Origin of the sequence: Streptomyces sp. NBC_01260, assembly GCF_036226405.1 — a bacterium.
Classification (GTDB): domain Bacteria; phylum Actinomycetota; class Actinomycetes; order Streptomycetales; family Streptomycetaceae; genus Streptomyces; species Streptomyces laculatispora.
The window spans coordinates 3,283,194-3,306,617 of record NZ_CP108464.1 but is presented as its reverse complement, the minus strand read 5'-3'; the positions used below and the strand labels follow the sequence as shown (position 1 = coordinate 3,306,617).

The window sequence follows — 23,424 nt, the reverse complement described above, 5'->3', positions numbered from 1 at the left end:
ACATGACGCACTCGGCGTTGACATCACAGAGGAGCTAGAGCAGTGCTGAACGGGTTCAAGGACTTCATCCTGCGCGGAAACGTGATCTCCATGGCGATCGGCCTCGCCGTCGGAGCCGCGTTCACCGCAGTCGTCACCGGGTTCAGCAACGCGTTCATCGTGCCGCTGATCGGCATCATCACCCGCGGCACCGGCGACTTCAGCAAGGCCGAGTTCAAGTTCGACGGTGTGACGTTCCCCTACGGACTCTTCGTCAGCGCCGCGATTGCCTTCCTCATCACCGCCGCGGTCCTCTACTTCTGTGTCGTCGTGCCCATGGCCAAGGTCCAGAACCGCTTCACGGCCAAGAAGGACGAGGAGCAGGCCGACATCAAGGCAGCCCTGCGCGACTGCCCCCGCTGCTACACGGAGATCCCGGCCGTGGCCTCCCGCTGCGCCCACTGCACCAGCGAGGTCGAGCCCGACCCCGAGGCCCTGGCGCTCGCGAAACTCCCCGTCCAGCGCTGACCCGGACGCACACCTCCACCCGTACGGCCTACGGCCCGCTCCGGCGCGAACAGCCGGAGCCGGCCGGGCCCCGCGGCCGTAAGCACAAGGGAACTAGCTCTCCTCGCCTGGCGTTGACCAGTACGGGAGGCTCCACTGGGCAGTGGAGCACCACCAAGCAAAGGGTTCCCCTGCTTGCACCATTTGGAGGGCGTACCGTGCACCGCCGGCACAACGGGCTGAGAACCGCCGTACTCCTCGGGGGCCTGTCCGCACTCATCATCGTCATCGGCAGCTTCTTCGGACGTACCGGCCTGATCGTCGCGCTCGTGGTAGCTGTCGGCACCAATGCCTACGCGTACTGGAACAGCGACAAGCTGGCGCTGCGCGCCATGCGCGCCCGCCCGGTGAGCGAGTTCGAGGCGCCCCAGCTCTACCGCATGGTCCGCGAGCTCTCCACCGCCGCCCGCCAGCCCATGCCACGGCTCTACATCTCCCCGACGCAGGCCCCCAACGCCTTCGCGACCGGCCGCAACCCGCGCAACGCCGCGGTCTGCTGCACCGATGGCATCCTCCAGATCCTGGACGAACGCGAGCTGCGCGGCGTCCTCGGCCATGAGCTCAGCCATGTCTACAACCGAGACATCCTGATCTCGTCCGTCGCCGGAGCCCTCGCCTCCGTCATCATGTTCCTGGTCAACTTCGCCTGGCTGATCCCGGTCGGCCGCTCCAACGACGACGAGGGCCCCGGCATCCTCGGCATGTTGCTGATCATGATCCTGGGTCCGCTCGCCGCCTCCGTCATCCAGTTGGCCGTCAGCCGTTCCCGCGAGTACGAGGCGGACGCCTCGGGCGCCCAGCTGACCGGTGACCCGCTCGCCCTGGCGAGCGCCCTGCGGAAGCTGGAGGCCGGCACGAAGCAGCTTCCCCTGCCGCCCGAGCCGAGGATCGAGACCGCGAGCCACATGATGATCGCGAATCCCTTCCGCCCGGGGCAGGGTGTGTCCAAGATGTTCTCGACACATCCGCCGATGGCGGAGCGTATTGCCCGACTCGAGCAGATGGCAGGTCATCGCCCGTGAAAACGATTCTGAACGTCATTTGGCTGGTCCTGTGCGGCTTCTGGATGTTCCTCGGCTACCTCGTCGCGGGCCTCCTGCTGTGCATCACGATCATCGGTATCCCGTTCGGCCTGGCGGCCTTCCGCATCGGCGTCTACGCCCTCTGGCCCTTCGGCCACCGTGTCGTCGACCGCCGGGACGCGGGCGCACCCTCCTGCGTGGGCAACGTCCTGTGGCTGGTCCTCGCCGGCTGGTGGCTGGCGCTGGGGCACATCACCACCGGAATCGCCCTGTGCATCACGATCATCGGCATCCCGCTGGGCATCGCGAACTTCAAGCTGATCCCCGTATCGCTGATGCCCTTCGGCAAGGAGATCGTCAGTACCGACGAGCCGTTCGCCGGCTGGTAGAAGCTCCGGGCGGCGGACGGGACAACGGGATACGCGCAGTTCGCGCACCGCGGACCGCAACCGGCCGGCCATCACGAACGTCTTGGATTCCAAGACCGAGTGACGGGTAGGTTCGCACGCATGACCATTATTGGCTGGATCATTCTCGGACTGATTGCCGGCGTCATCGCCAAGATTCTGCTGCCGGGCAGAGACCCCGGTGGCCTCGTGGGGACCACCCTGACCGGGATCGTCGGCGCCTTCCTGGGTGGCTGGATATCGTCGAAGTTCCTGGACCGCCCGATCTCCAAGGACTTCTTCGACGCGGGGACCTGGGTCGCGGCCATCGGTGGATCGCTGGTCCTGCTGATCATCTACCGCCTGTTCTTCGGGAACTCCCGCGAACGCCGCTGAGACCCGTCCCTTCCTCAGACGCCCAGCCCGGTCTCGCGCAGGGTCAGATTGAGCCGACCACCGCTCAGGCCTGTCGCGGGACCGGCCGTACCCGGGCGGATCCTCGGCACCCCGTGGAACGCGAAACGCGACGGCCCGCCGAAGACGAACAGATCCCCCGAGGCCAGCTCCACGTCCGTGTAGGGCCTTCCCCGGTTCTCCGTGTTCCCGAAGCGGAAGACACAGGTGTCGCCGATGCTCAGCGACACCACGGGGGCACCGGACCGCTCCTCCTTGTCCTGGTGCATGCCCATCCGTGCCGCGTCGTCATAGAAATTGATCAGCGCGGTGTCCGGCGCGTACGCCCGCACCGGGCTCTCCTGCCCGTACGCCGCCACCAGCGCCGCCCGCCCCAACTCCCCGAGCCACTCCGGAAACGGGGCGACCGGTGCGCCGTTCACGTCGTCCGCCGTACGCGTGTACCGGTACGGCTGCCAGTGCCACCCCAGGCACACGGTCCGTACGGACATCACCCCGCCGCCCGGCAGCGCCGTGTGCCGCAGGGGTACGGGCCCACGCGCCCACTCCCGGCAGGCCGTCACCAACTCCCGCTGCTGCTCCACGGACAGCCACTCGGGGACATGCACGGCACCCGGCGCGATCTGTGCCCGCGGCCTGGGGAAGAGCCCGGCCATCAGCTCACCGCCAGGGCGCCCTCAAGCCCCAGAAGCCGCTCCTTGCGCTCCAGGCCGCCCGCGTAGCCGCGCAGCGCCCCGTCCGCGCCGATCACCCGGTGACACGGCCGTACGACCAGCAGCGGATTGCGCCCGATCGCCGTGCCCACGGCCCGTACCCCCGCCCCGGAGGCACCGACCCGCTCGGCGATCTGCCCGTACGACACCGTCTCCCCGTAGGGGACGTCGTCCAGCGCGGCCCATACCCGGCGCTGGAATGCGGTGCCCCGGCCGTCCGCCAGGGCGATGTCGAAGCGGGTCCGCCGCCCCTCGAAGTACTCCCGCAGCTGCGCGGCGATTCCCGCGAAGGCCTCGGGCTCGCGACTCCAGCCGTCCTGGACGACCGCCGCGCCCTTCTGGCCCGGCAGGGAGAGCGAGACGAGCGCGACCGCGTCGCCGGCCGGCCCCGCGGCCTGCTCGCCGACCAGCAGTAGTTCGCCCAGTGGGCTGTCGACCGTCGCGTACATGGTCATGACTCGTCCCTCTTCCCGTCCGGCCGGCAGCCGGATCATCGGCCGCCACGGACCAGTCTGCGTCGCCCGCACCGCTGCGACCGGCGGTATTCGGACATGACGTCCGGGCGCGGAACGAAGTGTTCCGCCCCGCGCCCGGACCGCCGCGTCCTACCGGTAGTTCGCGAACTGCACGGCGAAGTCGAAGTCCTGGCCCTTCAGCAGCGCCTGAACGGCCTGCAGGTCGTCCCGGCTCTTCGAGCTGACCCGCAGCTCGTCACCCTGGACCAGCGCCTTGACGCCCTTGGGGCCCTCGTCGCGAATGATCTTCGCGACCTTCTTGGCGTTCTCCTGGGAGATGCCCTCCTCGATGGTGGCGAAGAGCTTGTACTCCTTGCCGGACAGCTGGGGCTCGCCCGCGTCCAGCGACTTCAGCGAGATGCCGCGCTTGATCAGCTTGGACTGGAAGATGTCGAGGATCGCCTTGACCCGCTCCTCGCCGCTCGCCTCCATGAGGATCTTCTCGCCGGACCAGGAGATCGAGGCGCCGGTGCCCTTGAAGTCGTAACGCTGCGAGATTTCCTTGGCGGCCTGGTTGAGGGCGTTGTCGACCTCCTGCCGCTCGACCTTCGAGACGATGTCGAAACTGGAGTCGGCCATGACGTGTTGCTCCTTGTATCGGGGGTGCTGGAAACGGAATGTCCACGGGGCGGCCGCGGGGCCCGCTGGCACCACGCCGCCCACCAAAGCCTAGCCACCCGCGCCCGTCCGGGCCGCTGGTCAATCCAGTGGCACAGCACCCCTGGGCATCAGGTATCGTTTACGTCGTTGCCACAGAGCGCCGTCGAGAGACGGTCCTCACGGCAGCATCCCTTGGCGGTGTGCCCGAGTGGCCAAAGGGAGCAGACTGTAAATCTGCCGGCTCAGCCTACCCAGGTTCGAACCCTGGCGCCGCCACTGGAAGTGAAACCCCGCTCGACCTGCTTAAACACCAGGTCGGGCGGGGTTTTCGCATGTGTGCAAGTGGGGCTGCGGAGAGCGCCGATGGGCCCTGCATCCCACGTTGTCTCACCTGAATCCCACCCCTGATCAGGGCGTGTCCCCCAGACGTCCCCCGGGGGACGGGGCTCACTCCGGTTCGTTCCACTCCCGCAGGGCCGCGTCGATCCGGTCGTTGGCCCGCTGCTGCGTCTGGGCGAGCACCTTCGCGTAGACCCGGAAGAGGACGGCGATGGTGTGGCCGGCCCGCCGCGCGCACTCCATGGGGTCCACTCCGGAACTGAGCCAGAAGGAGACCCCCGCGTGACGTAGGTCATACGGGCGGCGAGCGAGGAACGACGCGTGCTCCCGCTCGCTCAGCACCTCTTTACGGGCCCGCGCCCAGACCTCTCCGTACCCGGTCTCCTGGAGCAGCCCCCCGCGGTTCGTGCGGAAGAGCCGGCCGTCCGGGGCGACGCCGAATTTGGCGATGTGCTGACGGAGCAGCCGGACGAAGTGCGGGGGGATTGGCACGGGCCGGGAGTCCTTGACCGCCCGCGCCTTCAGGTGCCGCATCTCGTGCGCCTCTCCGTCGTCGGTCCAGTTCCGACCGGCCCGTACCGCCCCCTCGCGGAGCGTCAGCGCGCCCCAGCCCGCCTCGGGCAGATGACACTGCGAGTCGCGCAGGGCCGTCGCCTCCGCCGGCCGCATGGCCGCGTAATACAGACACCCGAAGAACGCTTCGAGGTGCTCGCCCCGGGGCCCCTGCTCACGGACCCCCTGAAGCAGCGAGCGCGCCTGGCGCGGATTCGCGACGCTCTGCGGGTCGACCTCCTCGGCGGACTTCGGCGCGGCCCACTTCACTGTCGTCAGCGGGTTCACCGGCACGGTGAAGTACCGCTCTTCGACGGCCAGGCCCAGGACGTCGCTCAGGCACGCGCGCTTGCGGCGGGCAGTGCGAGGCGCGGCGGGCTTCCCGTCGATCTTCAGCCCGAGGGCGTCCAGCGCCAGGCGGACGGTGGCCGCGTCCTCGAGCGCGGACACCGGCAGGGAGTTCCGGTCCAGCCACTTCAGGGCCTGCGCCACGTCCGCCGGCGGCTCTTCGTTCCACCGGTTCCGGTTGTACGCCCACCCGTACAGCGCCCGCCGAAGCAGCGCCGCGTCCGGCTTCCCAGCGGCCGACTTCACGAGTGCCGGGGTGATGGTGGCGAGAGCGTCCGCGTAGTTCTTCCGGGATTTGGCCGGCGCCGCCGCCCACTTGCGGTCGATGTAGGCGCGGGTGTGGGCGTACCAGGTGATTGAGCCTTGGAGCGCACGCAGTTCGGAGGTCGGCAGGCCCTTCTCCTCGTCGAACTGCTCACCGCGGCGGACGGCGGCCATCAGCTCCGAGCGCCGGCCGTCGGCCTGGGCCTTGAGCTGGTAGCTCTTGGAGTGCTTGCGCTGGCCGACCATCCACCGGAGCCGGTAGGGCTTGGGCCGGTCCCGGCGCACCTCGATGGAGTACAGGCGCACGTCGTACGTGAGGGGCATGGTTCTCCTGGAACAGGCCGAGGGCCCGCCGGTACGGCGGGCCCTCGGGTTTTCAGCGGGGGAGTGGGAGGTCAGGCGGCGGACGCTTCGAGATCGCGCCACCAGGCGTCGAGGTCGGCGCGGCGTACGCGGAGCTGACCGTTGGGGAGCTTGATGAGCTTGGGAGCCTTGCCGCGGGCACGCATGCGGTAGAAGGCGGCTCGGCTCATGGCGAGTTCGGCGAGGACTTCGGGGAGCTTGAGCATCTGCGGGCTGGCCATCGTGCGACTCCTCTTTGAGCGCGTGGTCTCTTTGCTCTGATGCATCCGCCACGTCCGCCACGCCGCCACATCGCAGGTCAGAGCCTTGCGTTTGTGGCGGATAGCGATTGTGTGGCGGATAGGTGCCGCCACACCCGGGGTGTGGCGGCACCTGGTGGCGCTGGTGTTCAGCCCGCGACCGGGAAGAGCGGTGTGGCGGTTTCCGCAGACATGTGGCGGATGGCTGTGGCGGTATCCGCCACGGATTCACCCCCGCTGACCTGCGGTGTGGCGGATGTGGCGGACGTGGCGGATTCCTCAGGGGGAAGAGGGCAGTACCGCGTCCAGGCGTCGGTGAGGTCTTCTGCGTAGTAGCCCTTCGGGAAGCCCGCGGGGGTACGGATGCCGCGCGGCTTGATGGGCTTGTTGGCGGGGGTGACGTACTGGGCGAGGAGCCGGGCCAGGGTGCGGGAGTTGATCGGCTTGTCGTCCAGGTCTCCCCATGGGGCGTCGTCCATGGCGAGGAGGCCTTCGAGGATGACGGCGGTGGGCACGCGGTCCGCGCCGCAGAACACCCGGTCGCGGAGGTCGGTCAGCAGCCGGACTCCGAGGGAGGCTTCGTCGTTGTCGTGGGCGGCGCTGATCAGCTCCAGGCACGCGGCGCGGGCCCGGTCGGGCCAGTCGCCCCCGGCGGCGTCGGCGACGGCGAGGAGCGGTTCCCATACGTCGGCCGGCCGGTCGGTGACTCCCTCGGGCATCTCGGGCCAGGCGTCGGCGACCTGGTCGCGGACGGTGTCGGCCCATGCCGCGAGCTGGTCGCGCAGTTCGTGGCCTTGCTTCTCGTGGATGCGCTGCCGGTAGGGCTCCACGCGCTCGTTCGGGGCGCGCTTGCGCATGCGGATGATGATGGAGCGGGTCAGTACCGTGTCCGGCAGGGAGCCGAGCCCGGCCATGGCGACTGCGCAGTACGAGCCGAAGACCTGCGCGTTCTGGTTGGAGCCCTCCCCCACGCACCGCAGGGCCCCGCCGATGCGCCGGTATCCGGCGTTCAGGAATCCGCGCAGCGCCTCGTCCGCGCCGGCCTTCGGGCCGAAGATGGTGTCCACCTCGTCGAAGAGCACGGTGGGCAGTCCGGCGGCGGAGTCGACCAGCCGGTACAGGGCGTTCGCGGATGCCGAGACCGTGCTGACCGGCCGGGGGGTGAGGAGTTCCACGATCTCCAGCGCCCGGGACTTCCCCGACCCCGGCTCGGGCGAGAGGAAGGCGATCCGCGGTGTGGTCTCGAAGCATTCCACCAGGTGCGCGTGCGCGTCCCACAGAGTGACGGCGACGTAGGCGGCCTCGGTGGGGAAGACGTTGAACCTGCGGTGGAAGGTCTCCACGTCGTTGAGCACGGTGGCGCCGTCGAGGGGCGGGGTGGTTGGTGCTGCGGTCATGTGGCGGCGCCTTCCTGCTGGTTGCGGAGCGGGCAGAGGTCGCGGTGGCGGGCATGGTCTTCGATCAGGGCGAGTGCCTTGCGGTGTCCTGTGGCGAACCGGTTGCGGCCGCACGCACAGGTGCTGGTGACGGTCGGGACCGCGCCACGGGGTGCGCTGATGGTGGGCCAGGCGATCGGGGAGCGCCCGTCTCCGATCTGCTGGTCAGGGCGAACAGCAGTGGGGACGCCTTCGGCGACGCCCTTCGGCGCACCACCGCCAAGGTGGGCCGGGGCCGGTTCGGCGAGGCCGAGGCCTGTGGGGGTGGAGGGCAGGCATTTCAGAGGGGGATTGGGCCGGGGGCTCATGTCGTCTCCCGGGGCCGGCAGGTGCGCAGGGACCAGTTCAGAACGCTGCGCAGAGTCGAGCGGCACTGGGAAGCCGGGAGCCCGGCCGCCTCACCCGCCCTCTGAAATGCCTCTTCCACCTCGTCCCGCGTGAGGTCGCCCCATCCGACGAAGCGGGCAACCTTCCGGGCGCTCTCGAAGAGCTGCGCCTCGCGCCTGCCTTCGACGGTGGCCGCCACGAGGGCGGTTTCCCGCTCCAGCGCCGTCTCTGCTGCCCGGTTGCCTCGCTTCGGCAAGGACAGCTTCACGGGCCCCGTAGGACGCGCATCAGGCTTGAGCGCGTCGAGCAGCCATCCGGGCAGCGGCGCCACCGGCGCGGAGTCGATGACTTCGTACGTACGCCCGTTGACGGTGCTGCCGGGGGCGACGATGTATCCGCCCCAAGCGCGGGTGTCGATCGGTGGGGCGAGGAATCCGGCGGTGTTGCCGAGCCGGACGCCGTCCGGAGCGGTGAAGTACAGGTGCTCTCCACCGCTCGCAGTCCGCACCCGGTAGGTGGCGGGGACGACCTGCCCGGTGCGCTCGCAGAGCGCCTTGAAGGTCGTCACGCCGCAAGGTGTGTCCGCACTGCTGTTGGGCTTGGGCTTGGGCTTGGGCATGTCGAGGTCGACGACGACGAGCCCTGACGGGCCGGTCGCGATACCGATGTTGAACCAGCCGGCCGACCACGCTCGCCGGATGCGGTCGAGGTCGGTGGTGGCGCGCTGCTCCCACTTGCGGTGGCCGGTGATGCAGTCGCCGGTGAGCGGGCAGGAAGCTTCACCGTGCAGGGCGGGCGGCTTGCCGCCAGGCCGTAACGGGAAGACTGCCCAGCCGCAGACGGCGGCATCGAGCGCTGCAGACAGCAGCGCGGAACGTACTCCATGGGTCATGCTGGATGTCTCCAGTTCTGTGAAAGGTGCTGGCAGGCGAGGGCGGCCCCGACTTCATTGGCGTGAGAGGGGGCCGCCCTCGGCACAGCTACTTCCGGATGCCGTGTCGGGTGTGGTCGTGGGCAAGCGTGGCCAGCCGATCGGCCTCGTCCGGGCTGACGGCGCGGTAGCGGATCCGAAGGGTGCAGCCGGGTGCCGGGCAGCGCAGGGTCCGCATCCCGGTGAGGCGGGCTGGCGATGGCGTCGGACGCTTGATCCGTGTACGGCTTCAGATTGGGCATGGATTCCTGCTCTCGGTCAGCGGTGGTTGATGGTGCCGGTGGCCTTGCCGAACATCCCGGGCGCGCTGATGTGCTGCGTGATGTGCGTCGTGCCCCGCCCGTTGCCGGCCGCGCTGCGGCCGAGCCGCAGGAGCAACGGGACGCCGACGGCTCCGGCGGCGATGAGGGCGACGGCGGCCCAGAGGGCTTCACTCATGGCGATCAGTCCCGGGGCTGCGTAGGAGATCCCGATCCCGGCGGCGGCGATGCCTCCGCCGATCGTCGGGGTGAGGAGTGCGGTGGTCTTGGCCCATGCCGGGATCGGCTGCGCGACCGGAACCGGCGGCGCGGGCGGGGCCTGGTTCGGCGTGTAGGCAAGGGTGCGGGCACCGCCGGGCAGCGTGACGATCTGTACTCCGGGCGGGATCTCATTCGGCAGCATCGCGGGGTGAGCGGTGGGCTGCTGGGGGTTGAGTGTGGTGATCTCGTACGCGGTCTCATGCACGAGGGGGCTCCTTCAGCAGCACGGGGGACCACCCTTGAACGTCAAGGTGCGGTCCCCTGCGACTTGTCGTGTTGCTTGTCGTCCGGCTTGTCGTGTGCCTTGTCGCTTGTCTTGTCTTGTCGCTTGTCGCCTTGCAGGTCACGGGCCGTTTTCGACCCTCAGTGAGCCGTCCAGGGCCCTTCCGGCGGTGCAGGCGTTGAGAGGGTGAAGGGCTCGCGTCACGGCTTCTGCTCGGGCCGTATCGTCGAGGCATGAGCGACGACGCGACCGGTCCGCCGGACCTTGATTCCCATGCCGAGTTCTCCCTCTGGCAAGCCGACGTGGTCGTGCTCTTCCACTGGCTGATGGAGCTGGACTTCGACAAGCTCCCCGTCAATCACCGTGCGGAGAAGCAGGCGCTGACCGACCTCTTGGCACAGCTGGAGGAGTGGGCCATGGAAACAACACGCGGCGACTTGGAACGGGCCCGGGAGATGGTCGCCCGCAACATGGGCTGGGAGTAGCCGATCCGGTCGGCGCTCAGTCCTCGACGGGGCGGTCGGGCGCGTATCGGTAGTGGACGTAGCGGGTTTTGGTGCCCTCTCCGACGCGTACGGCTTCGCCGGTCTCGGCCCATTCCTTGAGCCATCCGGCGACCGTCTGCCGGGTGGTGCCGTGCTCGTCGGCCAGGGCGCGGGCGATCGCGGAAGCGCCGGTGCCCTCGGGGCCGGCGGACATCAGGAGTTGGAGCGCGGCCTGGCGGGCGGCGTTGTTCTCCGGACGCAGCGCGGACAGGTTCAGCCCAGGTCCGGCCGGAGGCTCCGCCCCGGGCTGAGGATCGGGGGCGGTACCGAACTGGGCGTCGATCTGCTCCCGGAACTTTCGGGCCAACACCTCTTCCGGCGACTCCTGGCCGGTCCGCAGCGCGGACAGGTTCAGTCCGCCGGCGCTGGGCTGCTCGCCTGCTCCGGCGGTGGCCGGAGCGTGGTCGGTGTCCCGCATCCACGCGGTGCGATCCGGCGCCCATCGCTTCGCGTAGTCGTCGCCCCCAGCCTGGGCTGAGATGGCGTCCAGGGCGGGGTGCATGTCGGCGGTGGCGAGGACGATGTCGCGGATCTGGTTGGGCAGGATCCGCCAGTTCTTGAACAGCGCCGCAGCCGACTCCGGCGTTCCCATGAACCCGGCCCCCTTGTACGGGGCCTGGTCCACCCGGAGCCCGCGCGAGCCGGGGAAGACCTTGCTCAGGTCCATTCCCTCGACTTCCCCACCGGTGAGGCAGACCCGGGCCTTGGCCTCGCGGCGGATCATCAGGTTCCCGAGCACGGAACCGGTGGCCCCCAAGGCGGTGAGGACCGTACGGATGCCCATGGCGCGGAGCATGCGGATCACTTCGAGGATCTTCTTGGCGAGATCCTTCATGGCCCGGTCAGTGCTGGTCAGGATCTCCGCACCCTCATCCACGACCAGCATGATCTGGGGAATCTTCGCGCTGATGGGGAGCTGGTCGGTGTTCCGCTCCGCCATCAGATCCTGATAGGCGACCTTCCGGCGCATGCCGATCGCCAGGGCCACATCGAGCATCCGCGCAGCCTCTTCGTGCGTCGAAGCGAGCCAGTCAACGCCCGGCCGCACTCCCTCGATCGGCACCCCGTTGGCGTCGAACGCGGCGCGGACCCAGGGCAGGCCGGCGGATCCGGCGTTCAGGTCGATCACCCAGGTCAGGACGTCAGTGGTGCGGGCGAACCCGGCGAGGATGACGTGCACCATGTTCGTCTTGCCGGATCCTGTGGGACCGACGACCAGGGCGCACTGCTCTCGCAGGAACACGCAGATCTCTTCGGCGTTGGTGCGGTAGCCCCACGGGATCCCGGTGTAGATCGAAAGCGGGCTGTAGTCCGAGGGGTAGGTGCGTTCCTCGGAGAGGACGTTGACCGTGGTCACGTCGATGAGTACCCGCCCCTGGTGCACGCCCTGAGAGGCGACGGCTGTGCATCCGTGCGGCAAGCGGGCATCGGCGGACAGTGCGGCGGAGTGCTGCGCGATCCGGTCGTACGTCGTCCCGCCGGCGGGGAGTTCGGCGTCGATCGTGAATCCGGTGCCGGTGGGCCAGATCTCCACCGCGAGGATCCGCAGGGTGAGGTTGCAGACCCGCTGTACCCGGTCCACCCACTCCGCAGCGATCGCCCGGCGCTCGGCCGACAACTCACGGCTGACCTGGCGCTCATCGGCGGCGATGGCCTCCAACTCCCGCGCTTCTTCGTAGAGCAGGGTGGAGCGGGCAGCGGCGCCGATCCCAACGCCGATGGTGGCGAGGGAGCCGAGTGCGGCCCAGGTGAGGGGGCCGGTGGTCATGGCCCACGTGGTCCAGCCAGCCCCGACCAGCCAGGAGGCGGAGCGCATGGCGGTGGTGCGGGTGGAGAGGCGGTCGCGCAGGCTGCTGATGGTGTGGCCGATCGCGCCGGCCGCGCCGACGGTCAGGGCCCAGCCGGGCGGCATGCCGGTGGCGGCCCCGGTGGTGGCAACTGCGAGGCATCCGGTGGTGGCGGACAGGGCGCCGGTCACGTGTCCGTGACCGGCAGCCCAGTCCCACACCGGCCCGGTGCTGGCCTGTGTGGTGGTGGTCATTTCAGACGTTCCATCCCTTCTCGGCCTGGGACCCGTTGCGCGGGTCCTCGTGGCGGGCGATGTCCTGCTCGTGGGACTGGCGGAACAGCGGGCCCATGTCCTCAGCGACCGCCACGGCGCTCATGACGGCGCCGAAGATGTCGTTGAAGCCGTCCGCGACTTCCTTCTCCAGCGGGAACTCGGAGTCGGCGCGCTCGGCCAGGACCCGCATCACGTTCGCCACGCTCGTGAGCGCGGCCGGGAGCCCTTCGACCATGGCGAGGATCTCCATGGCGCTCTCGGGGTCGTACTGTCCGGCCGCGGATTCCATCTCCGCGGCGTACTCCTCGAACCGGAAACCAGACACGTTCTCTCCCTCATCCGGGGTCGTGGTGAGTGCTGCCGGCGTCAGCCCCTCAGGGCGCTCGGCCGTATCGCTGATCTGCTCGTGGGTGTCGGCGGTCTCCTGGTCGACGGCGGCCTCGTCGTTTTCCAGGGCGGCGCGTATGGCGTTGTCCCGGTGGGTGCGCTGTTCCTCGGCGGTGAGGGTCAGCCGGGCGTAGAGGCGGCGTCCGGGGCACTGGAGCCAGGCCCAGCCGAGTTTCCGGCCGAGCGGGGTGGAGACCAGGCCGATGAGCCCGAGTGCCCCGGCGAGCAGGGCGGCGAGGAGTCGGCGTCCCTGGAACCGGGCCGCGGACCGGCGCAGGGCCTTGCGGGCCTTCTTCCTGGCCGGGGCCTTGCGCACGTCGTTGCGCTGCCCTGCGACCTTCCCGGCGGCCCGCTGGTCGCGCGCCTGGCGGTTGCGCTCGATCGCCCTGCCCTTGGCAGCGCCGACCTTCCCCGCCGCCTTGCTCACCGCCCGGCCGATCGGCCCCTTACGGGCCATGGACGCCGACCGGGCCGCTGTCTTGGCGTCCCGGCGGGCATCAGCCAGAGAGCGACGCGCCCCGCTGGTCTCGGAACGCCGGCCGGACCGGGAGAGGGGCGACTTACGGGCCGACTCCCGCAGCGACTTGACCTGCCCCAAACGGGCCCGCGACTTACCCGGGGCAGCCCCGGAGGAAGAGTGCTTGGCCGACGTCTTGCGGAGGCTGCGCGGGCTGCTCTTCGGGCGGCTCGACTTGCCGGAGCTGAGCAGTGAACCGGCGGCCCCGCGGCCCCACCTACCCTGGCCGTGACCTGCGCTCTTACTGGTGCCGGCGTTCCCGATACGGCCCTGGCCCGGCACCCGACCGGATCCGCTCCGGCCGGAGCCCGGGCCAGCCGATCCCGTACCGGTCGCAGAGCGCTGGGTGCGGGCGGTGGCCTTCTGCGGCGTCCTCTTCTTGGCCCGGTGCTTGCGTGCTGCGGTGGCGGTGCCGAGCACGACTGCCCCGGTGGCGGCGAGGGCCAGGACGGCCGGTCCTCCGACGAGGGCGGCGGCGGCGAGCAGGGACGTGGTGGCGTTGGTGCCGGTCACCGCGAGCGGGACGACCGGCCAGCCGCCCGGGGTGTGCTCCACCTCGGCGGCCGGTGCGGGCGTCTGTGCGGGCATGGGCGGCGGGGTGTTGTCCGGTGCGGCCTCAGGGGCCACTACCGGGGTGATGGTGGTGTCGGTCATGCTGAGTGCACTCCTTCGCGGAGTCAGGGGCCCGGCCGGATCTGTGGTGGAGAGGGCCGGGCCCTGCGAACTTTCAGGCGGCGCACTGTTCTTCGGGGTAGGCGCAGGGCACGCACATGCCGAGGGAGCGCGGGATGCGATACCCGGCGTCCCTTCGGCAGTTCGGGCAGACCTGCTGGGCGGCGTTCGCCTTGGCCAGCGCGGCCCGTTTGGCCGGTGTCATCGGCCGGACCGGCTTCGCCCAGTCGATGCGGTAGAGGTAGGCGACCAGCGGGCCCCGACGCTTACGCGGGCGCTCCAGCACGGCAGCGACGTCTTGACCGCCGGGCCGCAGCCCGCGGGTGCGGAGTTGGCGGAAGGTTGCGTAGCCGTCCGGGGCGAGGCGCCACGGGTAGACCGGCAGCGTGCTCACTGGGTCGCGCTTTCAAGCGCACGGTTCGGGGCGGTGTCGCGCAGTTCCTGATAGCGGGTGGCGGTCCAGCCGATCGACCAGCCGGTCAGCTCCGCCGCGGCCCGCACGGCCAGGCCCGCTTCGAAAGCCGCACGCACGGTTGCCCGGGCCTTCTCCTCAGGCTGCTTCTCCGTCGCGGGGCCGGCCGCCAGCAGCGCGGCCCGTTCACGCTCGGCCCGCTCCTGCCGTGCGGCGCGTTCACGGTGTTCACGCTGCTCGCGCTCAAGACGCTCAGCGGCAAGGCGTTGGGCGGCCTCTCGTTCGAGGCGTTCACGCTCCACCTGCTGCTGTTCACGCTCGCGTTCACGGCGTTCACGAGCCTCGCGCTCGGCCCGCTCCCGGGCCTCTGCCCGCTCTCGCTCCTCCGCCCGTGCCGCCTGCTCGCGCTCGGTCTGTTCGCGGGCCAGCAGCGCCTCATGCTCACGCTGCTCACGCACCAACTGGGCGGTGTGCTCGCGCTCCTCCCGGGCTCGCCGCTCGGCCGCCTCACGGCGCTCTGCGGCGGCTTGCTCGCGCTCGGCCTGCTCGGCCTTCTGCCGGGCTTCCTGCGCCCTCAGGGCGGCGGTAATGGCCTGGCGGTAGGCGAGACCGGTCTCCGCGGTGACGATGAGCAGGAGCGGGGCGACCGCGTGCACGGCCACGCCGACCAGCTCTTTCCTCAGTGCGGAGTCGGCCACGTTCAGGGCCAGGGTCATGCACCCGGTCATCCACCGCAGCGCAACCGGCCACCGCCCGCCATGCCCACCGAGACGGGCCAGAACAGCATCGAGGCGGACCACGATGACGACCGCGGCATCCACCACCAGGGGCAGAATCGGCGCGGTCCACTTCCACCCCTCGGCCGTATGCCGCTCCATGAGCGGCGTCACCGTCAGGATGGAGAAGAGCATCGCCCCACCCACGATCAGCCACGTCCCGACCGACAACGCACGCTCCGCTGAACGGATCTGAACACTGTTCACGGAGCGCCCCCCTCTCGTGAACGCACCTTGACCGAGGCCAGCAGCCGCACCGGCGACGTGTCGTCGTCCGGCGTCTCGCTGTACTCCTCCCACTCCCACTCGGCCCCGTCCGTGAACACGAAGCCGAGTGCGGCGAGCGCACGTGAACGCTCGGTCAGCGGCGGCACCACGGGGGTGGGACCGAAGTCATGCTCCGGCCACTGGGACACCGGAACGCCCATCAGCACGACGTACAGACGCCACCGGCCGCCACGGATGGACATCTGCGCGGTGTGGTCCTTCACGCGGCCACCGCCGAACCAGTGCCGGCACCCGCGAAAGCCGGGCGGCGAACCGTGCGGCGCGAGCGGCGGCCGTTCGCCTGCGCCTTCAGGGGCAGCGTCCGCAGCAGGCTCGCGGCGTAGGTCGCAGTCTCCGGGTCGCTCTCCCACAGGTCCGCGAGGACCTCGCGGGCGACGTCCAGCCGCGCCGCCCGCTCCATCGCGGACTCCGTGGCCGAACCGGTAAACAGCTCCACGTCGATCCCCAGAGCCAGCTCAATGAACTCAGTCGCGGTAACAGGCTCGCGACCAGCAACGATGTTCTTCATGGGTCGTTTTCTCCTCGCGGTGAGACGGCCTGAAAGCGGCCCCGGTGTTTGCCCACCGGGGCCGCGCGCCGTTCAGGGATGGGCTGCCACGACATATGGCCAGCCCGGCCGCCAGAGCTGGCGGCGAGTGCCCCGGGCCGGATTCGATCCGGCAGCCTCACGCCGTGATCCGGGGCGGTGCATGCTCAGCGACCGGACCCGCCCGAGGAACGGCGGTTGGCCTCACTGACCTTCTTGGAAAGCTCGTCGCGTTCCTGCTCTGTCAGACTGCTGATCACAGGTGCCTCCTACATAGGTGCCTGTATCGCGGCACCCCGGTTGCCCCCGGGGTGCCGCTCCTGGTTCCGGTCCATCCGGCTCCCCTCAGCCCCGCCCGTACAGCCCGAAAAGAGGGACCGGACGGGCAGAGGAGGCAACCGACCGCAGCAGTCATGAGCGCTGCGAAGTGGTCGTCTAACGCGTTGAGCGCACGGGACGACGTCCCGCGCTGCCGCCTGCTTGGGGCACAGGAGAGGCGGCGATCCTTGGCACGCTGTTCAGTTCTCAATGAACGGCCGCTTCCTTCGAACTCGTTTCACGGAGCCCTCCGGGCGGTGCGAGCAGGCACGTAGGGACTCGAGGGCTTGTAGTCCTGGGACTGCGTGACCGCTACTGAGACAATGCACCCACAGTCCCAGGACTGTCAACAGTCCTGGGACTGTGTTTCACTGGTTGATTCGAGACATGGGAGGTTGGAATGGCGCCGAAGTGGCGAGAGCTTGCGGACAAGCTGGCTGAGCGGATCAGGTCGGGCGAGTACGGCCCGGGCCAGCAGCTGCCGCACATCCGAGAGCTGGTCGAGGCTGGCGAGGGCTCGAAGTCGACGGTTCACGCGGCGTACAAGGCGTTGGAGGCCGAAGGGCTGGTCGCCTCATCGCGCGGACACGGGACGGTAGTACGCCAGCAGACACCGCTGAAGCGGCTCGGCATTGCCCGGTACGACAAGGCGAAGTGGCGCGACAGCGACCAGGTGGCGTTCATTGCCGACCGGGTAGCCACTGGCCGGGCCTACCGCCGGGGAGACCAGACGCAGACGGTCTCCCTCGTCGAAGCCCCGCCGGCCGTAGCGGAGGCACACGGCCTACCGGTCGGTGCGGACGTCTACGCGCGAGCCCGCCTGGTGAAGGAGGGCGACCAGCCCACGCACACCTTGACCAGCTACTACCGTCCCGAGCACGTCGAGGGCACGCGCATCGTCGACCCCACGCCGGGTCCCGCCGGCCGCGGTGGGGGATTCCGCGTCTTGTACGACGCTGGATACGAGATCGACCACATGAAGGAGCAACTCTTCGCGCGCGTCCCCACGTCGGACGAGGCGAAGCTTCTGCAGCTGGCCGCCGGCGAATGGGTAGTGGAGCTGCACCGCACCACGTTCACGGCGGACGACACGGTGGTCGAGTTCGCGATCGGCGTCCACGCCGCGTCCCGCTTCGCGTGGGAGTACGACTTTAACGTGCCCGACTCAGCGCAGGACGGAGAGGCGAAGCATTGATTTCGGAACAGTCCTGGGCGGACGCACAGACGTTGTGGGACTACCACCAGATGCACCACGAGCCGCGGCCTTGCTCAGTGGCGATCGGCCTGGGCAGCCACGACTTGGGCGTGGCTGACACTGCGGTGGACCTCTACAAGCGCGGAATGGCACCCCTGATCGTCTTCACCGGCGCCACGAGCCCGACGACGCGAGAGCGCATGCCGCGCGGAGAGGCCGTGCATTATCGCGAGCGTGCGCTGGAGTTGGGGGTTCCCAGCTCCGCTGTGCTCGTTGAACCTAAAGCGCATAACACCGGCGAGAACATCCGATTTTCAAGGAGCCTGCTTGAAAAGGCGGGCGTGAACGTGGCATCGGTGCTGCTGATTAGCAAGCCGTACGAAGAGCGGCGCGGCTACGCAACGGCACGGAAGCTGTGGCCCGACGTAGAAATTGTGAGCGCGTCGATGCCGCTACAACTTAGCGATTACGTCGAATCAATTGGGAACGCTCGCTTGGTGTTCGACATGCTCGTAGGAGCTCTCCAGCGGCTGCGGCATTACCCGCAACGGGGCTTCATGATCAGCCAGGCGATGCCAGAAGATGTGGTGAGAGCGTACGAGCGACTGTGCAACGCAGGTTTTAGGAGTCGGCTCGTACCAGAAGGTGCGGAAACGCATCATGGGGTCCTCCACCCTCCAGCGCGATAGAGGTGCCGCCACGTCATCTTCCTGGGCCCAGGACCGACGCTCCCTACTTTGCGCTCAACCGCCGATCAGGCCGCCTGAAAGCTTAATCGACTCATAATCACTCTCCTCCAAGTCAGATTCTCTGGAGAACTGTGCTCCGCGAAGTAGGGGATTGAAGCTCCTCGCAGACATCCGGTTACCGTCTGCCAGCGACCATGTTGACAACTCGCCAGTACGGAATGCGAAGACAGCCTTAGAACCGTCTGCTGACATAGCTGGAAAGGCGCTTACGTCTGAGCTCACAGATCGAGACCAGGCTTTGCGCCATGATCCAGCGTCTCGCTCTAGCATCCAGACGCTCCTATCGTTTGACATAACTAGCCGCTGAGCATCCGGTGTGAATGCTGAACACCGGGCAACGGCCAGGTCATCCAATGTGTCCCCAAACTCACTCTTCGGGTAAGTCAAAATTTCCGATCGAGGGCCTTCGATATATACGGTGTCCTCCTTAACCATCGTCCTGATGGAGGTAAATCCTCCGATTGAATGAGCTGTCCCCACAGGAAACCTGGCCTGCTCCACCCACTCACTATTAGCGGAAGTCATCTCGAAGAGGGCCGTTTCCTCCTCAGATGAGACTCGCAGCAAAACGCCATTTACGCTGGGGCGGTACCCCCACACGCGCGCATGAGCGATCGGGGCTATGGCTTCGTCGCAAACCGCCAGCAGGTGTCCAGTAGCGGCGTCAACGACTTTCCATGTATATCCGCTACTTGAGCGATCTACCGCCATGAGTGCCCGTGAGTCCCCCCACGTGACAGCAAAAGACGCAGCGACCTGGAAACTCTGTGTGATCTCGCCAGTGGCCGAGGATCTGATTACAGTACCGCTACGATCAGTGCAACCCCATTCCCCGTCATCCCATTCGAAAATCCCGCATCCTCCAGCCCATGATTCTTTGGGATCAGGAGTGAGCGGTACGACAACAGGCTCCTCGTGGAGGTCGCCATGCGGCCAATGCAGTGCAGCAGAATCCATGGGTTGCACCCACGGGTGAGTATTAGGCAGCCGAGAACGTAGAACAGTAATAGCTCCGTGCGAATCAAGCAGAACGTGATCTGCGCTAATGGGGCTATCAAGGAAGCTGCCTCCACGCAGCAAGGCTCCGGTGAAATTGGCGTTGCGCTTATTCAGGTGCGAGATATCGGCCTCAGACAAGTCGGCTTTGGATAGATTGGTAGCCTCCAGCGAGATATCGAAGAAGGCCTCGCCGGTGTCACCGAATCCGCTTAGTCTTGCCTCATGCAATGAGATGCCAGCAAGTGAACCCCCGGCTTGCGCCAATAGGTTCGCGCAGTTTCCGCCTAGATTGAACGGCTCCAACGCGCTAGCAGTACTTTTGATATGGGCGATCAGCACATCCTGGTAGGAATCGCATTCCTTGATCATGGTCGCTAGGAAGTCGAAAATGACCGGGTTGTACTCGGCCATTCCGAAATTACTGGCAAGCTTTTCGACCCCTTCCGGGTCGAACCCTAGGAGATGCGCCAGTCGGCCGCCCTCGCCTCGGGAGGCAAAGTACTCTGACCACGAGAGGCGTTCACCATTGCTCTCGTCAGGGCCGGAGATTAGGTGCAGGAAGTCGCCTTCGAGGAGCCCAAGTTCTGCTGCGAATCTGAAAGCAACAAGGAACTCTAGCAGCGATTTGTGGGACGGCCCGTAGTCGCCACTAGAGTTCCTTACCAGCATGCTTTGATTGCGCATGTCCTGTTCCCAGTAGTCGAGATCTTTCGAATTCTCAACGACCGAGCCGAAACAGGCACGCAATCTGTCGGGAAAATCTCGGTAGTTCAAACTAAGCTGGTTTGTGTGGATCATTTCCCACGCCACTTCGCACAAGAAGAATAGTTTATCTGCGCGGGAGGTGAAGGTGCGCTCATTAGAGACGTCGCGGTCCATCTTGCGCTTAATGGCGTAGAGATAGATTCGCGCCAGGTTGATTACGGCTCCCTGTTCAATTTCAGGCAGAGCGTCGATCACTAGCTCTGACATCACGGGGCGGCGCATGAGGTCACGGACACTCTCGTGACCCATTACAACTTCCAATTTTTCGGGTGTCAGGAGATGGCTCAGCATCTTCCGGATCTGATCATCATCAAAGGGTACGAGTTCGACTATCTCAAACGTAGGACCATCCGAGGGGATTGCATGCGTTGCAGCCGCGACGCGTGCACCAAATAGATCTCTAGCTTCCTTGGCCTCTGGGAAGTACTCTGTGCGACTACTGAGAAGTACCTTAGCTCCCGGCTCGACGATCTTAGCCAGTTCCCAGAAATTTGCGACCATCGTATTGCGGTCGGTGCGAGACGCCATCTCATCGAATCCATCGAAAATCAGAAGAAAGCGACCCATGCGGTTCAGCACGCTGAATACTTCATAATTACGGACGTTGATGCGATGTTTGTGAAAAAAGAACTCGGAAAGGAGTGCCGATACAGACGTCTGCTTTGCGTAGTCCCGAAGGGAAATCACGAGTGGAATGCGGGGACGGGCAACTCCGCGTGATTTTGCGTCTCGCCAACCGACTGCTAGCCGGCCAGCGAGATGGAGCGCAAACCACGATTTACCCATCCCGAACTCGCCCAGCAAAGACAAGTGTTTCTTTGCCGGATCGGCTAGCCAAGCGTCGACGTAGTTGTCGAGGCCACCCTCACGCCAGTCGTACATGCTTGTTCCGAAGGATTTCTCGGTTCGAGGGTCAATCTCTTCCTTGCGGCATGCAAGGGGAACGAATCGAGTGTCAATGTGTTGATTCTGAACTTCTCGTTCTAGCCACTGGATATATGGCTCGAAGTCTGCTTCAAGGTCAATCAGTTCATCGAATGAATAGCAAAAGAGAGAATCGTTCGACCTGCTCGCCAGCTCACGGGCAGCGCTACTTACCCTTAGGTGCGCAATCCCCCACCCCTCCGCTGCACCTACCTCTTCCACTAGGCCCTTCAACGACTCCAGATGGTAGGGAGCAACCTCTCCTTCCACGCAAAGCGCAACGACCAGGTCGAATTTACCCGGACGGCGCTGTGGTACTTCGACCAGCAGGGCAACGGAAGATACTTCCTCTACTTTCCATTCTCGACGCACGGTGTAGCCCACAGCATGGAACCATTCCCTGACGTCGCCTGTCAGTCTCTGTGCCGCACTTGCTTCAGCCCACTGAGGATTTTCAGACTGTCGGTGCTTCTCTTCTGCAGATCGCGTCTTGAGTACTTGGTCGAGCATCTCTGACATGTCGTCTAGTTTATTTTCAAGTCTCGTTTCGTAGGCGCTCCGGCTACGACTGACTAGATCTTGAAACTTAGAAATGAAGTCCTGAGCCACTTCACTCATGCCGTACGGAAGATTTCCGTATTCACCGGTTTCCCGGTTTCGCTCAACGGACTCACCAATCTCACGCTTTAGCCGAGTCCAGTTTTTATCAGAAAAGGAGCGATAGAAGGACTGCTGGACATGCTCGTCCCGGAATACCTGCAGAACGGGAGAGGGTTGATCGTGGAGGGCCTCTACTAGCGTGTACGCGTAGAGGCTATAGAAATCTTTTGGCGGCTGCTTCGGGTCCAAATTCAGTCGCTTAAGGGTGGCAATTACCCAGGACTTTCTAAATGCTGCGTCTTTGGCTGGACTGGCAGCTGCTTTGACAAGAAGACTCAGAGCCGACGTTACGATTTCCGTCATGGTTCCCCCGCTCGCATGTACCCACGGCGAGCGTAGCGGTCAGTCGTAACTGTGCGCCATCGAAACGCTACAACTGCTAATCCTCCATGCTGCGACGCCTCACGCCCGCGCGCTCGACGTCACCTGCATCGAGGTCCGCGCAGCGAGGAAGGCATATGAGATCTACGTCTCCAGCTCGACGCAGGGAGGATCACAAGCCGTCGGCCCACGCTCCGGAGCGGACCCTGAAGCGATGCCCTCAAGATCCTCTTCCCCAGGCGTGTCCCAGAGGGCTCTAAGAACGGAGGGGCTGCAGGTCAGGGGGCTCGGAAGTAGCCCACTGTAAATCTGCCGGCTCAGCCTACCCAGGTTCGAACCCTGGCGCCGCCACAAAGCAAGGCCCTCGTCCTCGGACGGGGGCCTTACTCTGTTATGTCGCGAGGGGCGTGAACATGGAATCCGTGCTGGTCAGTGCCTGTCTTCAAGGTGTGCCGTGCCGGTTCGACGGCCGGGGCAAGGCCTCTTCGGAGACGGCCGCGGCCATCAGCGACCGCCGGCCCGTGCCCTTCTGCCCCGAGGTCGCCGCCGGGCTGTCCACGCCCCGCCGTCCCGCCGAGATCGTCGGCGGCGACGGCCACGACGTGCTGGACGGCCGTGCACGCGTCGTGGACGACACCGGGCTCGATGTCACCGAGGCCTTCCTGGAGGGCGCAGGGCGGGCTCTGGAGGCGGCACGCAGGGCCGGCTGCACCGAGGCGCTGCTGATGGCCCGCAGCCCTTCGTGCGGGCGGGGCAGGGTTTATGACGGTACGTTCACCGGCGAGCTGCGCGACGGTGACGGGGTCACCGCGGCCCTGCTGGAGCGGCACGGCATCACCGTACGCCCGGCACCGGGCGGCTGACCGGGGGCGGCGGGTCCGCCGCCCCCGGCGCCTTCGTCAGTTCCCCGCGACGTCCTTCACCGCGACCATCACCGGCACCTTGCCCGAGATGAGCTCCAGCGTCAGGCCCGCCGTCGCGGGGGTGTCCACCAGCTCCAGGAGCGCTGCCGCCACGTCGTCGCGCGGAACCGGGCCGCGGCCGGTCGACGCGGCGAGCAGCACCTGGCCGGTGCCCGCGTCGTTGGTCAGCATGCCGGGGCGCAGGATCGTCCAGTCGAGCGCCGTCCTGGAGCGTACGTACGCGTCCGCCGCACCCTTGGCCCGCAGGTACGCGTCGAACACTTCGTCGCCGGGGTGGTCGGGGTCGGCGCCCATGGACGAGACCACGACGTAACGCCGCACCCCCGCCCGTTCCGCGGCGTCCGCGAAGAGCACCGCGGCCCCGCGGTCCACCGTGTCCTTGCGGTCCGCGCCGCTGTTGGGGCCCGCACCGGCCGCGAAGACCACCGCGTCGGCGCCGCGCAGCACCTCCGCGGTATCCTCCACGGTGGCCGATTCCAGGTCCAGGACCACCGGTTCCGCGCCGACCGCCCGGAGGGCGTCACGCTGTCCGGGATCGCGGATGATCCCCACCGCCTCATCCCCGCGTGCAGCGAGCAGCCGCTCCAGCCGCAGCGCGATCTGACCATGTCCACCTGCGATGACAATGCGCATGGTCACGACCGTA

25 protein-coding genes and 1 tRNA gene are annotated in these 23,424 nt (G+C 67.1%); 9 read left to right on the top strand and 17 right to left on the bottom strand.

Features of this window, described 5'->3' with window-relative positions; translation table 11 throughout:
* Nucleotides 1–42: 42 nt before the first annotated feature.
* The 4 genes from mscL to OG322_RS14375 all read left to right on the top strand — a co-directional run bounded on the left by mscL (nt 43) and on the right by OG322_RS14375 (nt 2,350).
* The gene (gene mscL, locus OG322_RS14390) at nt 43–507 is read left to right on the top strand and encodes a large conductance mechanosensitive channel protein MscL (protein ID WP_123461023.1); all 465 of its coding nucleotides are present in this window, start codon (nt 43–45) and stop codon (nt 505–507) included.
* Between the two features lie 197 nt (nt 508–704).
* On the top strand, nt 705–1,568 hold the full coding sequence (gene htpX / locus OG322_RS14385) for a zinc metalloprotease HtpX (RefSeq protein WP_123461024.1): 864 nt from the start codon (nt 705–707) through the stop codon (nt 1,566–1,568).
* A complete protein-coding gene (locus OG322_RS14380) occupies nt 1,565–1,957 on the top strand; it encodes a YccF domain-containing protein (protein ID WP_123461025.1) in 393 nt (130 codons plus the stop codon). The genes htpX and OG322_RS14380 overlap by 4 nt, the downstream gene beginning before the upstream one ends.
* Nucleotides 1,958–2,077: 120 nt before the next feature.
* Entirely contained in the window at nt 2,078–2,350 is a 273-nt protein-coding gene (locus OG322_RS14375; protein WP_123461026.1) for a GlsB/YeaQ/YmgE family stress response membrane protein, read from the top strand.
* Nucleotides 2,351–2,364: 14 nt separating this feature from the next.
* Here the strand turns inward: OG322_RS14375 and OG322_RS14370 are convergent, their stop codons facing one another.
* The 3 genes from OG322_RS14370 to OG322_RS14360 form a co-directional block, all read right to left on the bottom strand.
* On the bottom strand, nt 2,365–3,024 hold the full coding sequence (locus OG322_RS14370; protein WP_329306506.1) for an alpha-ketoglutarate-dependent dioxygenase AlkB family protein: 660 nt from the start codon (nt 3,022–3,024) through the stop codon (nt 2,365–2,367).
* Nucleotides 3,024–3,536, bottom strand: coding sequence for a methylated-DNA--[protein]-cysteine S-methyltransferase (locus OG322_RS14365; protein ID WP_123461028.1), 513 nt, complete (start codon nt 3,534–3,536; stop codon nt 3,024–3,026). Before OG322_RS14365 ends, OG322_RS14370 begins: the two co-directional genes overlap by 1 nt.
* Nucleotides 3,537–3,686: 150 nt before the next feature.
* Nucleotides 3,687–4,175: a YajQ family cyclic di-GMP-binding protein gene (locus OG322_RS14360; RefSeq protein WP_123461029.1), complete on the bottom strand. Its 489-nt coding sequence runs from the start codon at nt 4,173–4,175 to the stop codon at nt 3,687–3,689.
* 215 nt (nt 4,176–4,390) lie between these two features.
* Between OG322_RS14360 and OG322_RS14355 the strand changes: the two genes are divergently transcribed.
* Nucleotides 4,391–4,472: transfer RNA gene (locus tag OG322_RS14355), tRNA-Tyr, on the top strand.
* Nucleotides 4,473–4,643: 171 nt separating this feature from the next.
* On the opposite strand, the gene OG322_RS14350 is transcribed toward OG322_RS14355, so the two are convergent.
* The 6 genes from OG322_RS14350 to OG322_RS14325 form a co-directional block, all read right to left on the bottom strand.
* Nucleotides 4,644–6,023 (bottom strand): tyrosine-type recombinase/integrase, encoded by a 1,380-nt coding sequence (locus tag OG322_RS14350; RefSeq protein WP_329306505.1) that lies wholly within the window; start codon nt 6,021–6,023, stop codon nt 4,644–4,646.
* Between the two features lie 71 nt (nt 6,024–6,094).
* The gene (locus OG322_RS14345) at nt 6,095–6,283 is read right to left on the bottom strand and encodes a helix-turn-helix transcriptional regulator (RefSeq protein WP_329306504.1); all 189 of its coding nucleotides are present in this window, start codon (nt 6,281–6,283) and stop codon (nt 6,095–6,097) included.
* Between the two features lie 167 nt (nt 6,284–6,450).
* A complete protein-coding gene (locus tag OG322_RS14340; RefSeq protein WP_329306503.1) occupies nt 6,451–7,698 on the bottom strand; it encodes a DUF3631 domain-containing protein in 1,248 nt (415 codons plus the stop codon).
* Nucleotides 7,695–8,045: a hypothetical protein gene (locus OG322_RS14335; protein WP_329306502.1), complete on the bottom strand. Its 351-nt coding sequence runs from the start codon at nt 8,043–8,045 to the stop codon at nt 7,695–7,697. Before OG322_RS14335 ends, OG322_RS14340 begins: the two co-directional genes overlap by 4 nt.
* Nucleotides 8,042–8,956 (bottom strand): bifunctional DNA primase/polymerase, encoded by a 915-nt coding sequence (locus tag OG322_RS14330; protein ID WP_329306501.1) that lies wholly within the window; start codon nt 8,954–8,956, stop codon nt 8,042–8,044. The genes OG322_RS14335 and OG322_RS14330 overlap by 4 nt, the downstream gene beginning before the upstream one ends.
* A 297-nt stretch (nt 8,957–9,253) precedes the next feature.
* On the bottom strand, nt 9,254–9,721 hold the full coding sequence (locus OG322_RS14325; RefSeq protein WP_329306500.1) for a hypothetical protein: 468 nt from the start codon (nt 9,719–9,721) through the stop codon (nt 9,254–9,256).
* Nucleotides 9,722–9,972: 251 nt separating this feature from the next.
* Here OG322_RS14325 and OG322_RS14320 point away from each other — a divergent pair, with 251 nt between their 5' ends.
* The gene (locus tag OG322_RS14320; protein WP_329306499.1) at nt 9,973–10,224 is read left to right on the top strand and encodes a hypothetical protein; all 252 of its coding nucleotides are present in this window, start codon (nt 9,973–9,975) and stop codon (nt 10,222–10,224) included.
* Between the two features lie 16 nt (nt 10,225–10,240).
* On the opposite strand, the gene OG322_RS14315 is transcribed toward OG322_RS14320, so the two are convergent.
* From OG322_RS14315 to OG322_RS14290, 6 genes are all read right to left on the bottom strand, one after another.
* Nucleotides 10,241–12,325 (bottom strand): hypothetical protein, encoded by a 2,085-nt coding sequence (locus tag OG322_RS14315; protein ID WP_329306498.1) that lies wholly within the window; start codon nt 12,323–12,325, stop codon nt 10,241–10,243.
* A 1-nt stretch (nt 12,326) separates the two neighbouring features.
* Nucleotides 12,327–13,904 (bottom strand): hypothetical protein, encoded by a 1,578-nt coding sequence (locus OG322_RS14310; RefSeq protein WP_329306497.1) that lies wholly within the window; start codon nt 13,902–13,904, stop codon nt 12,327–12,329.
* 73 nt (nt 13,905–13,977) lie between these two features.
* Nucleotides 13,978–14,316 (bottom strand): RRQRL motif-containing zinc-binding protein, encoded by a 339-nt coding sequence (locus OG322_RS14305; RefSeq protein WP_329306496.1) that lies wholly within the window; start codon nt 14,314–14,316, stop codon nt 13,978–13,980.
* Nucleotides 14,313–15,317, bottom strand: coding sequence for a DUF2637 domain-containing protein (locus tag OG322_RS14300; protein ID WP_329306495.1), 1,005 nt, complete (start codon nt 15,315–15,317; stop codon nt 14,313–14,315). The genes OG322_RS14305 and OG322_RS14300 overlap by 4 nt, the downstream gene beginning before the upstream one ends.
* Nucleotides 15,314–15,601, bottom strand: a complete 288-nt coding sequence (locus OG322_RS14295) for a DUF6303 family protein (protein ID WP_329306494.1) — start codon at nt 15,599–15,601, stop codon at nt 15,314–15,316. The genes OG322_RS14300 and OG322_RS14295 overlap by 4 nt, the downstream gene beginning before the upstream one ends.
* Nucleotides 15,598–15,906: a hypothetical protein gene (locus tag OG322_RS14290; RefSeq protein ID WP_329306493.1), complete on the bottom strand. Its 309-nt coding sequence runs from the start codon at nt 15,904–15,906 to the stop codon at nt 15,598–15,600. Before OG322_RS14290 ends, OG322_RS14295 begins: the two co-directional genes overlap by 4 nt.
* Before the next feature lie 736 nt (nt 15,907–16,642).
* Between OG322_RS14290 and OG322_RS14285 the strand changes: the two genes are divergently transcribed.
* Together OG322_RS14285 and OG322_RS14280 are read left to right on the top strand one after the other, a co-directional pair.
* Nucleotides 16,643–17,437, top strand: a complete 795-nt coding sequence (locus OG322_RS14285) for a GntR family transcriptional regulator (protein WP_329306492.1) — start codon at nt 16,643–16,645, stop codon at nt 17,435–17,437.
* Nucleotides 17,434–18,126, top strand: a complete 693-nt coding sequence (locus OG322_RS14280; RefSeq protein WP_329306491.1) for a YdcF family protein — start codon at nt 17,434–17,436, stop codon at nt 18,124–18,126. Before OG322_RS14285 ends, OG322_RS14280 begins: the two co-directional genes overlap by 4 nt.
* 54 nt (nt 18,127–18,180) lie before the next feature.
* Here the strand turns inward: OG322_RS14280 and OG322_RS14275 are convergent, their stop codons facing one another.
* Nucleotides 18,181–21,837 carry an NACHT domain-containing protein gene (locus OG322_RS14275; RefSeq protein ID WP_329306490.1) on the bottom strand — a complete coding sequence of 1,219 codons (3,657 nt, stop codon included), beginning with the start codon at nt 21,835–21,837 and terminating at the stop codon, nt 18,181–18,183.
* Nucleotides 21,838–22,268: 431 nt separating this feature from the next.
* Between OG322_RS14275 and OG322_RS14270 the strand changes: the two genes are divergently transcribed.
* Nucleotides 22,269–22,718 carry a DUF523 domain-containing protein gene (locus OG322_RS14270; protein ID WP_123462360.1) on the top strand — a complete coding sequence of 150 codons (450 nt, stop codon included), beginning with the start codon at nt 22,269–22,271 and terminating at the stop codon, nt 22,716–22,718.
* Nucleotides 22,719–22,754: 36 nt separating this feature from the next.
* Here OG322_RS14270 and OG322_RS14265 read toward each other — a convergent pair whose 3' ends face one another.
* A complete protein-coding gene (locus OG322_RS14265) occupies nt 22,755–23,411 on the bottom strand; it encodes an SDR family oxidoreductase (RefSeq protein WP_123462362.1) in 657 nt (218 codons plus the stop codon).
* Nucleotides 23,412–23,424: the final 13 nt, after the last annotated feature.

Excerpts from the sequence above, each read along its gene's own strand:
- OG322_RS14375 (WP_123461026.1), top strand. The coding sequence starts at position 2,078 with ATGACCATTATTGGCTGGATCATTCTCGGACTGATTGCCGGCGTCATC.
- OG322_RS14370 (WP_329306506.1), bottom strand. The coding sequence starts at position 3,024 with ATGGCCGGGCTCTTCCCCAGGCCGCGGGCACAGATCGCGCCGGGTGCC.
- OG322_RS14365 (WP_123461028.1), bottom strand. The coding sequence starts at position 3,536 with ATGACCATGTACGCGACGGTCGACAGCCCACTGGGCGAACTACTGCTG.
- OG322_RS14360 (WP_123461029.1), bottom strand. The coding sequence starts at position 4,175 with ATGGCCGACTCCAGTTTCGACATCGTCTCGAAGGTCGAGCGGCAGGAG.
- OG322_RS14350 (WP_329306505.1), bottom strand. The coding sequence starts at position 6,023 with ATGCCCCTCACGTACGACGTGCGCCTGTACTCCATCGAGGTGCGCCGG.
- OG322_RS14345 (WP_329306504.1), bottom strand. The coding sequence starts at position 6,283 with ATGGCCAGCCCGCAGATGCTCAAGCTCCCCGAAGTCCTCGCCGAACTC.
- OG322_RS14340 (WP_329306503.1), bottom strand. The coding sequence starts at position 7,698 with ATGACCGCAGCACCAACCACCCCGCCCCTCGACGGCGCCACCGTGCTC.
- OG322_RS14335 (WP_329306502.1), bottom strand. The coding sequence starts at position 8,045 with ATGAGCCCCCGGCCCAATCCCCCTCTGAAATGCCTGCCCTCCACCCCC.
- OG322_RS14330 (WP_329306501.1), bottom strand. The coding sequence starts at position 8,956 with ATGACCCATGGAGTACGTTCCGCGCTGCTGTCTGCAGCGCTCGATGCC.
- OG322_RS14320 (WP_329306499.1), top strand. The coding sequence starts at position 9,973 with ATGAGCGACGACGCGACCGGTCCGCCGGACCTTGATTCCCATGCCGAG.
- OG322_RS14315 (WP_329306498.1), bottom strand. The coding sequence starts at position 12,325 with ATGACCACCACCACACAGGCCAGCACCGGGCCGGTGTGGGACTGGGCT.
- OG322_RS14310 (WP_329306497.1), bottom strand. The coding sequence starts at position 13,904 with ATGACCGACACCACCATCACCCCGGTAGTGGCCCCTGAGGCCGCACCG.
- OG322_RS14290 (WP_329306493.1), bottom strand. The coding sequence starts at position 15,906 with ATGAAGAACATCGTTGCTGGTCGCGAGCCTGTTACCGCGACTGAGTTC.
- OG322_RS14285 (WP_329306492.1), top strand. The coding sequence starts at position 16,643 with ATGGCGCCGAAGTGGCGAGAGCTTGCGGACAAGCTGGCTGAGCGGATC.
- OG322_RS14275 (WP_329306490.1), bottom strand. The coding sequence starts at position 21,837 with ATGACGGAAATCGTAACGTCGGCTCTGAGTCTTCTTGTCAAAGCAGCT.
- OG322_RS14270 (WP_123462360.1), top strand. The coding sequence starts at position 22,269 with ATGGAATCCGTGCTGGTCAGTGCCTGTCTTCAAGGTGTGCCGTGCCGG.
- OG322_RS14265 (WP_123462362.1), bottom strand. The coding sequence starts at position 23,411 with ATGCGCATTGTCATCGCAGGTGGACATGGTCAGATCGCGCTGCGGCTG.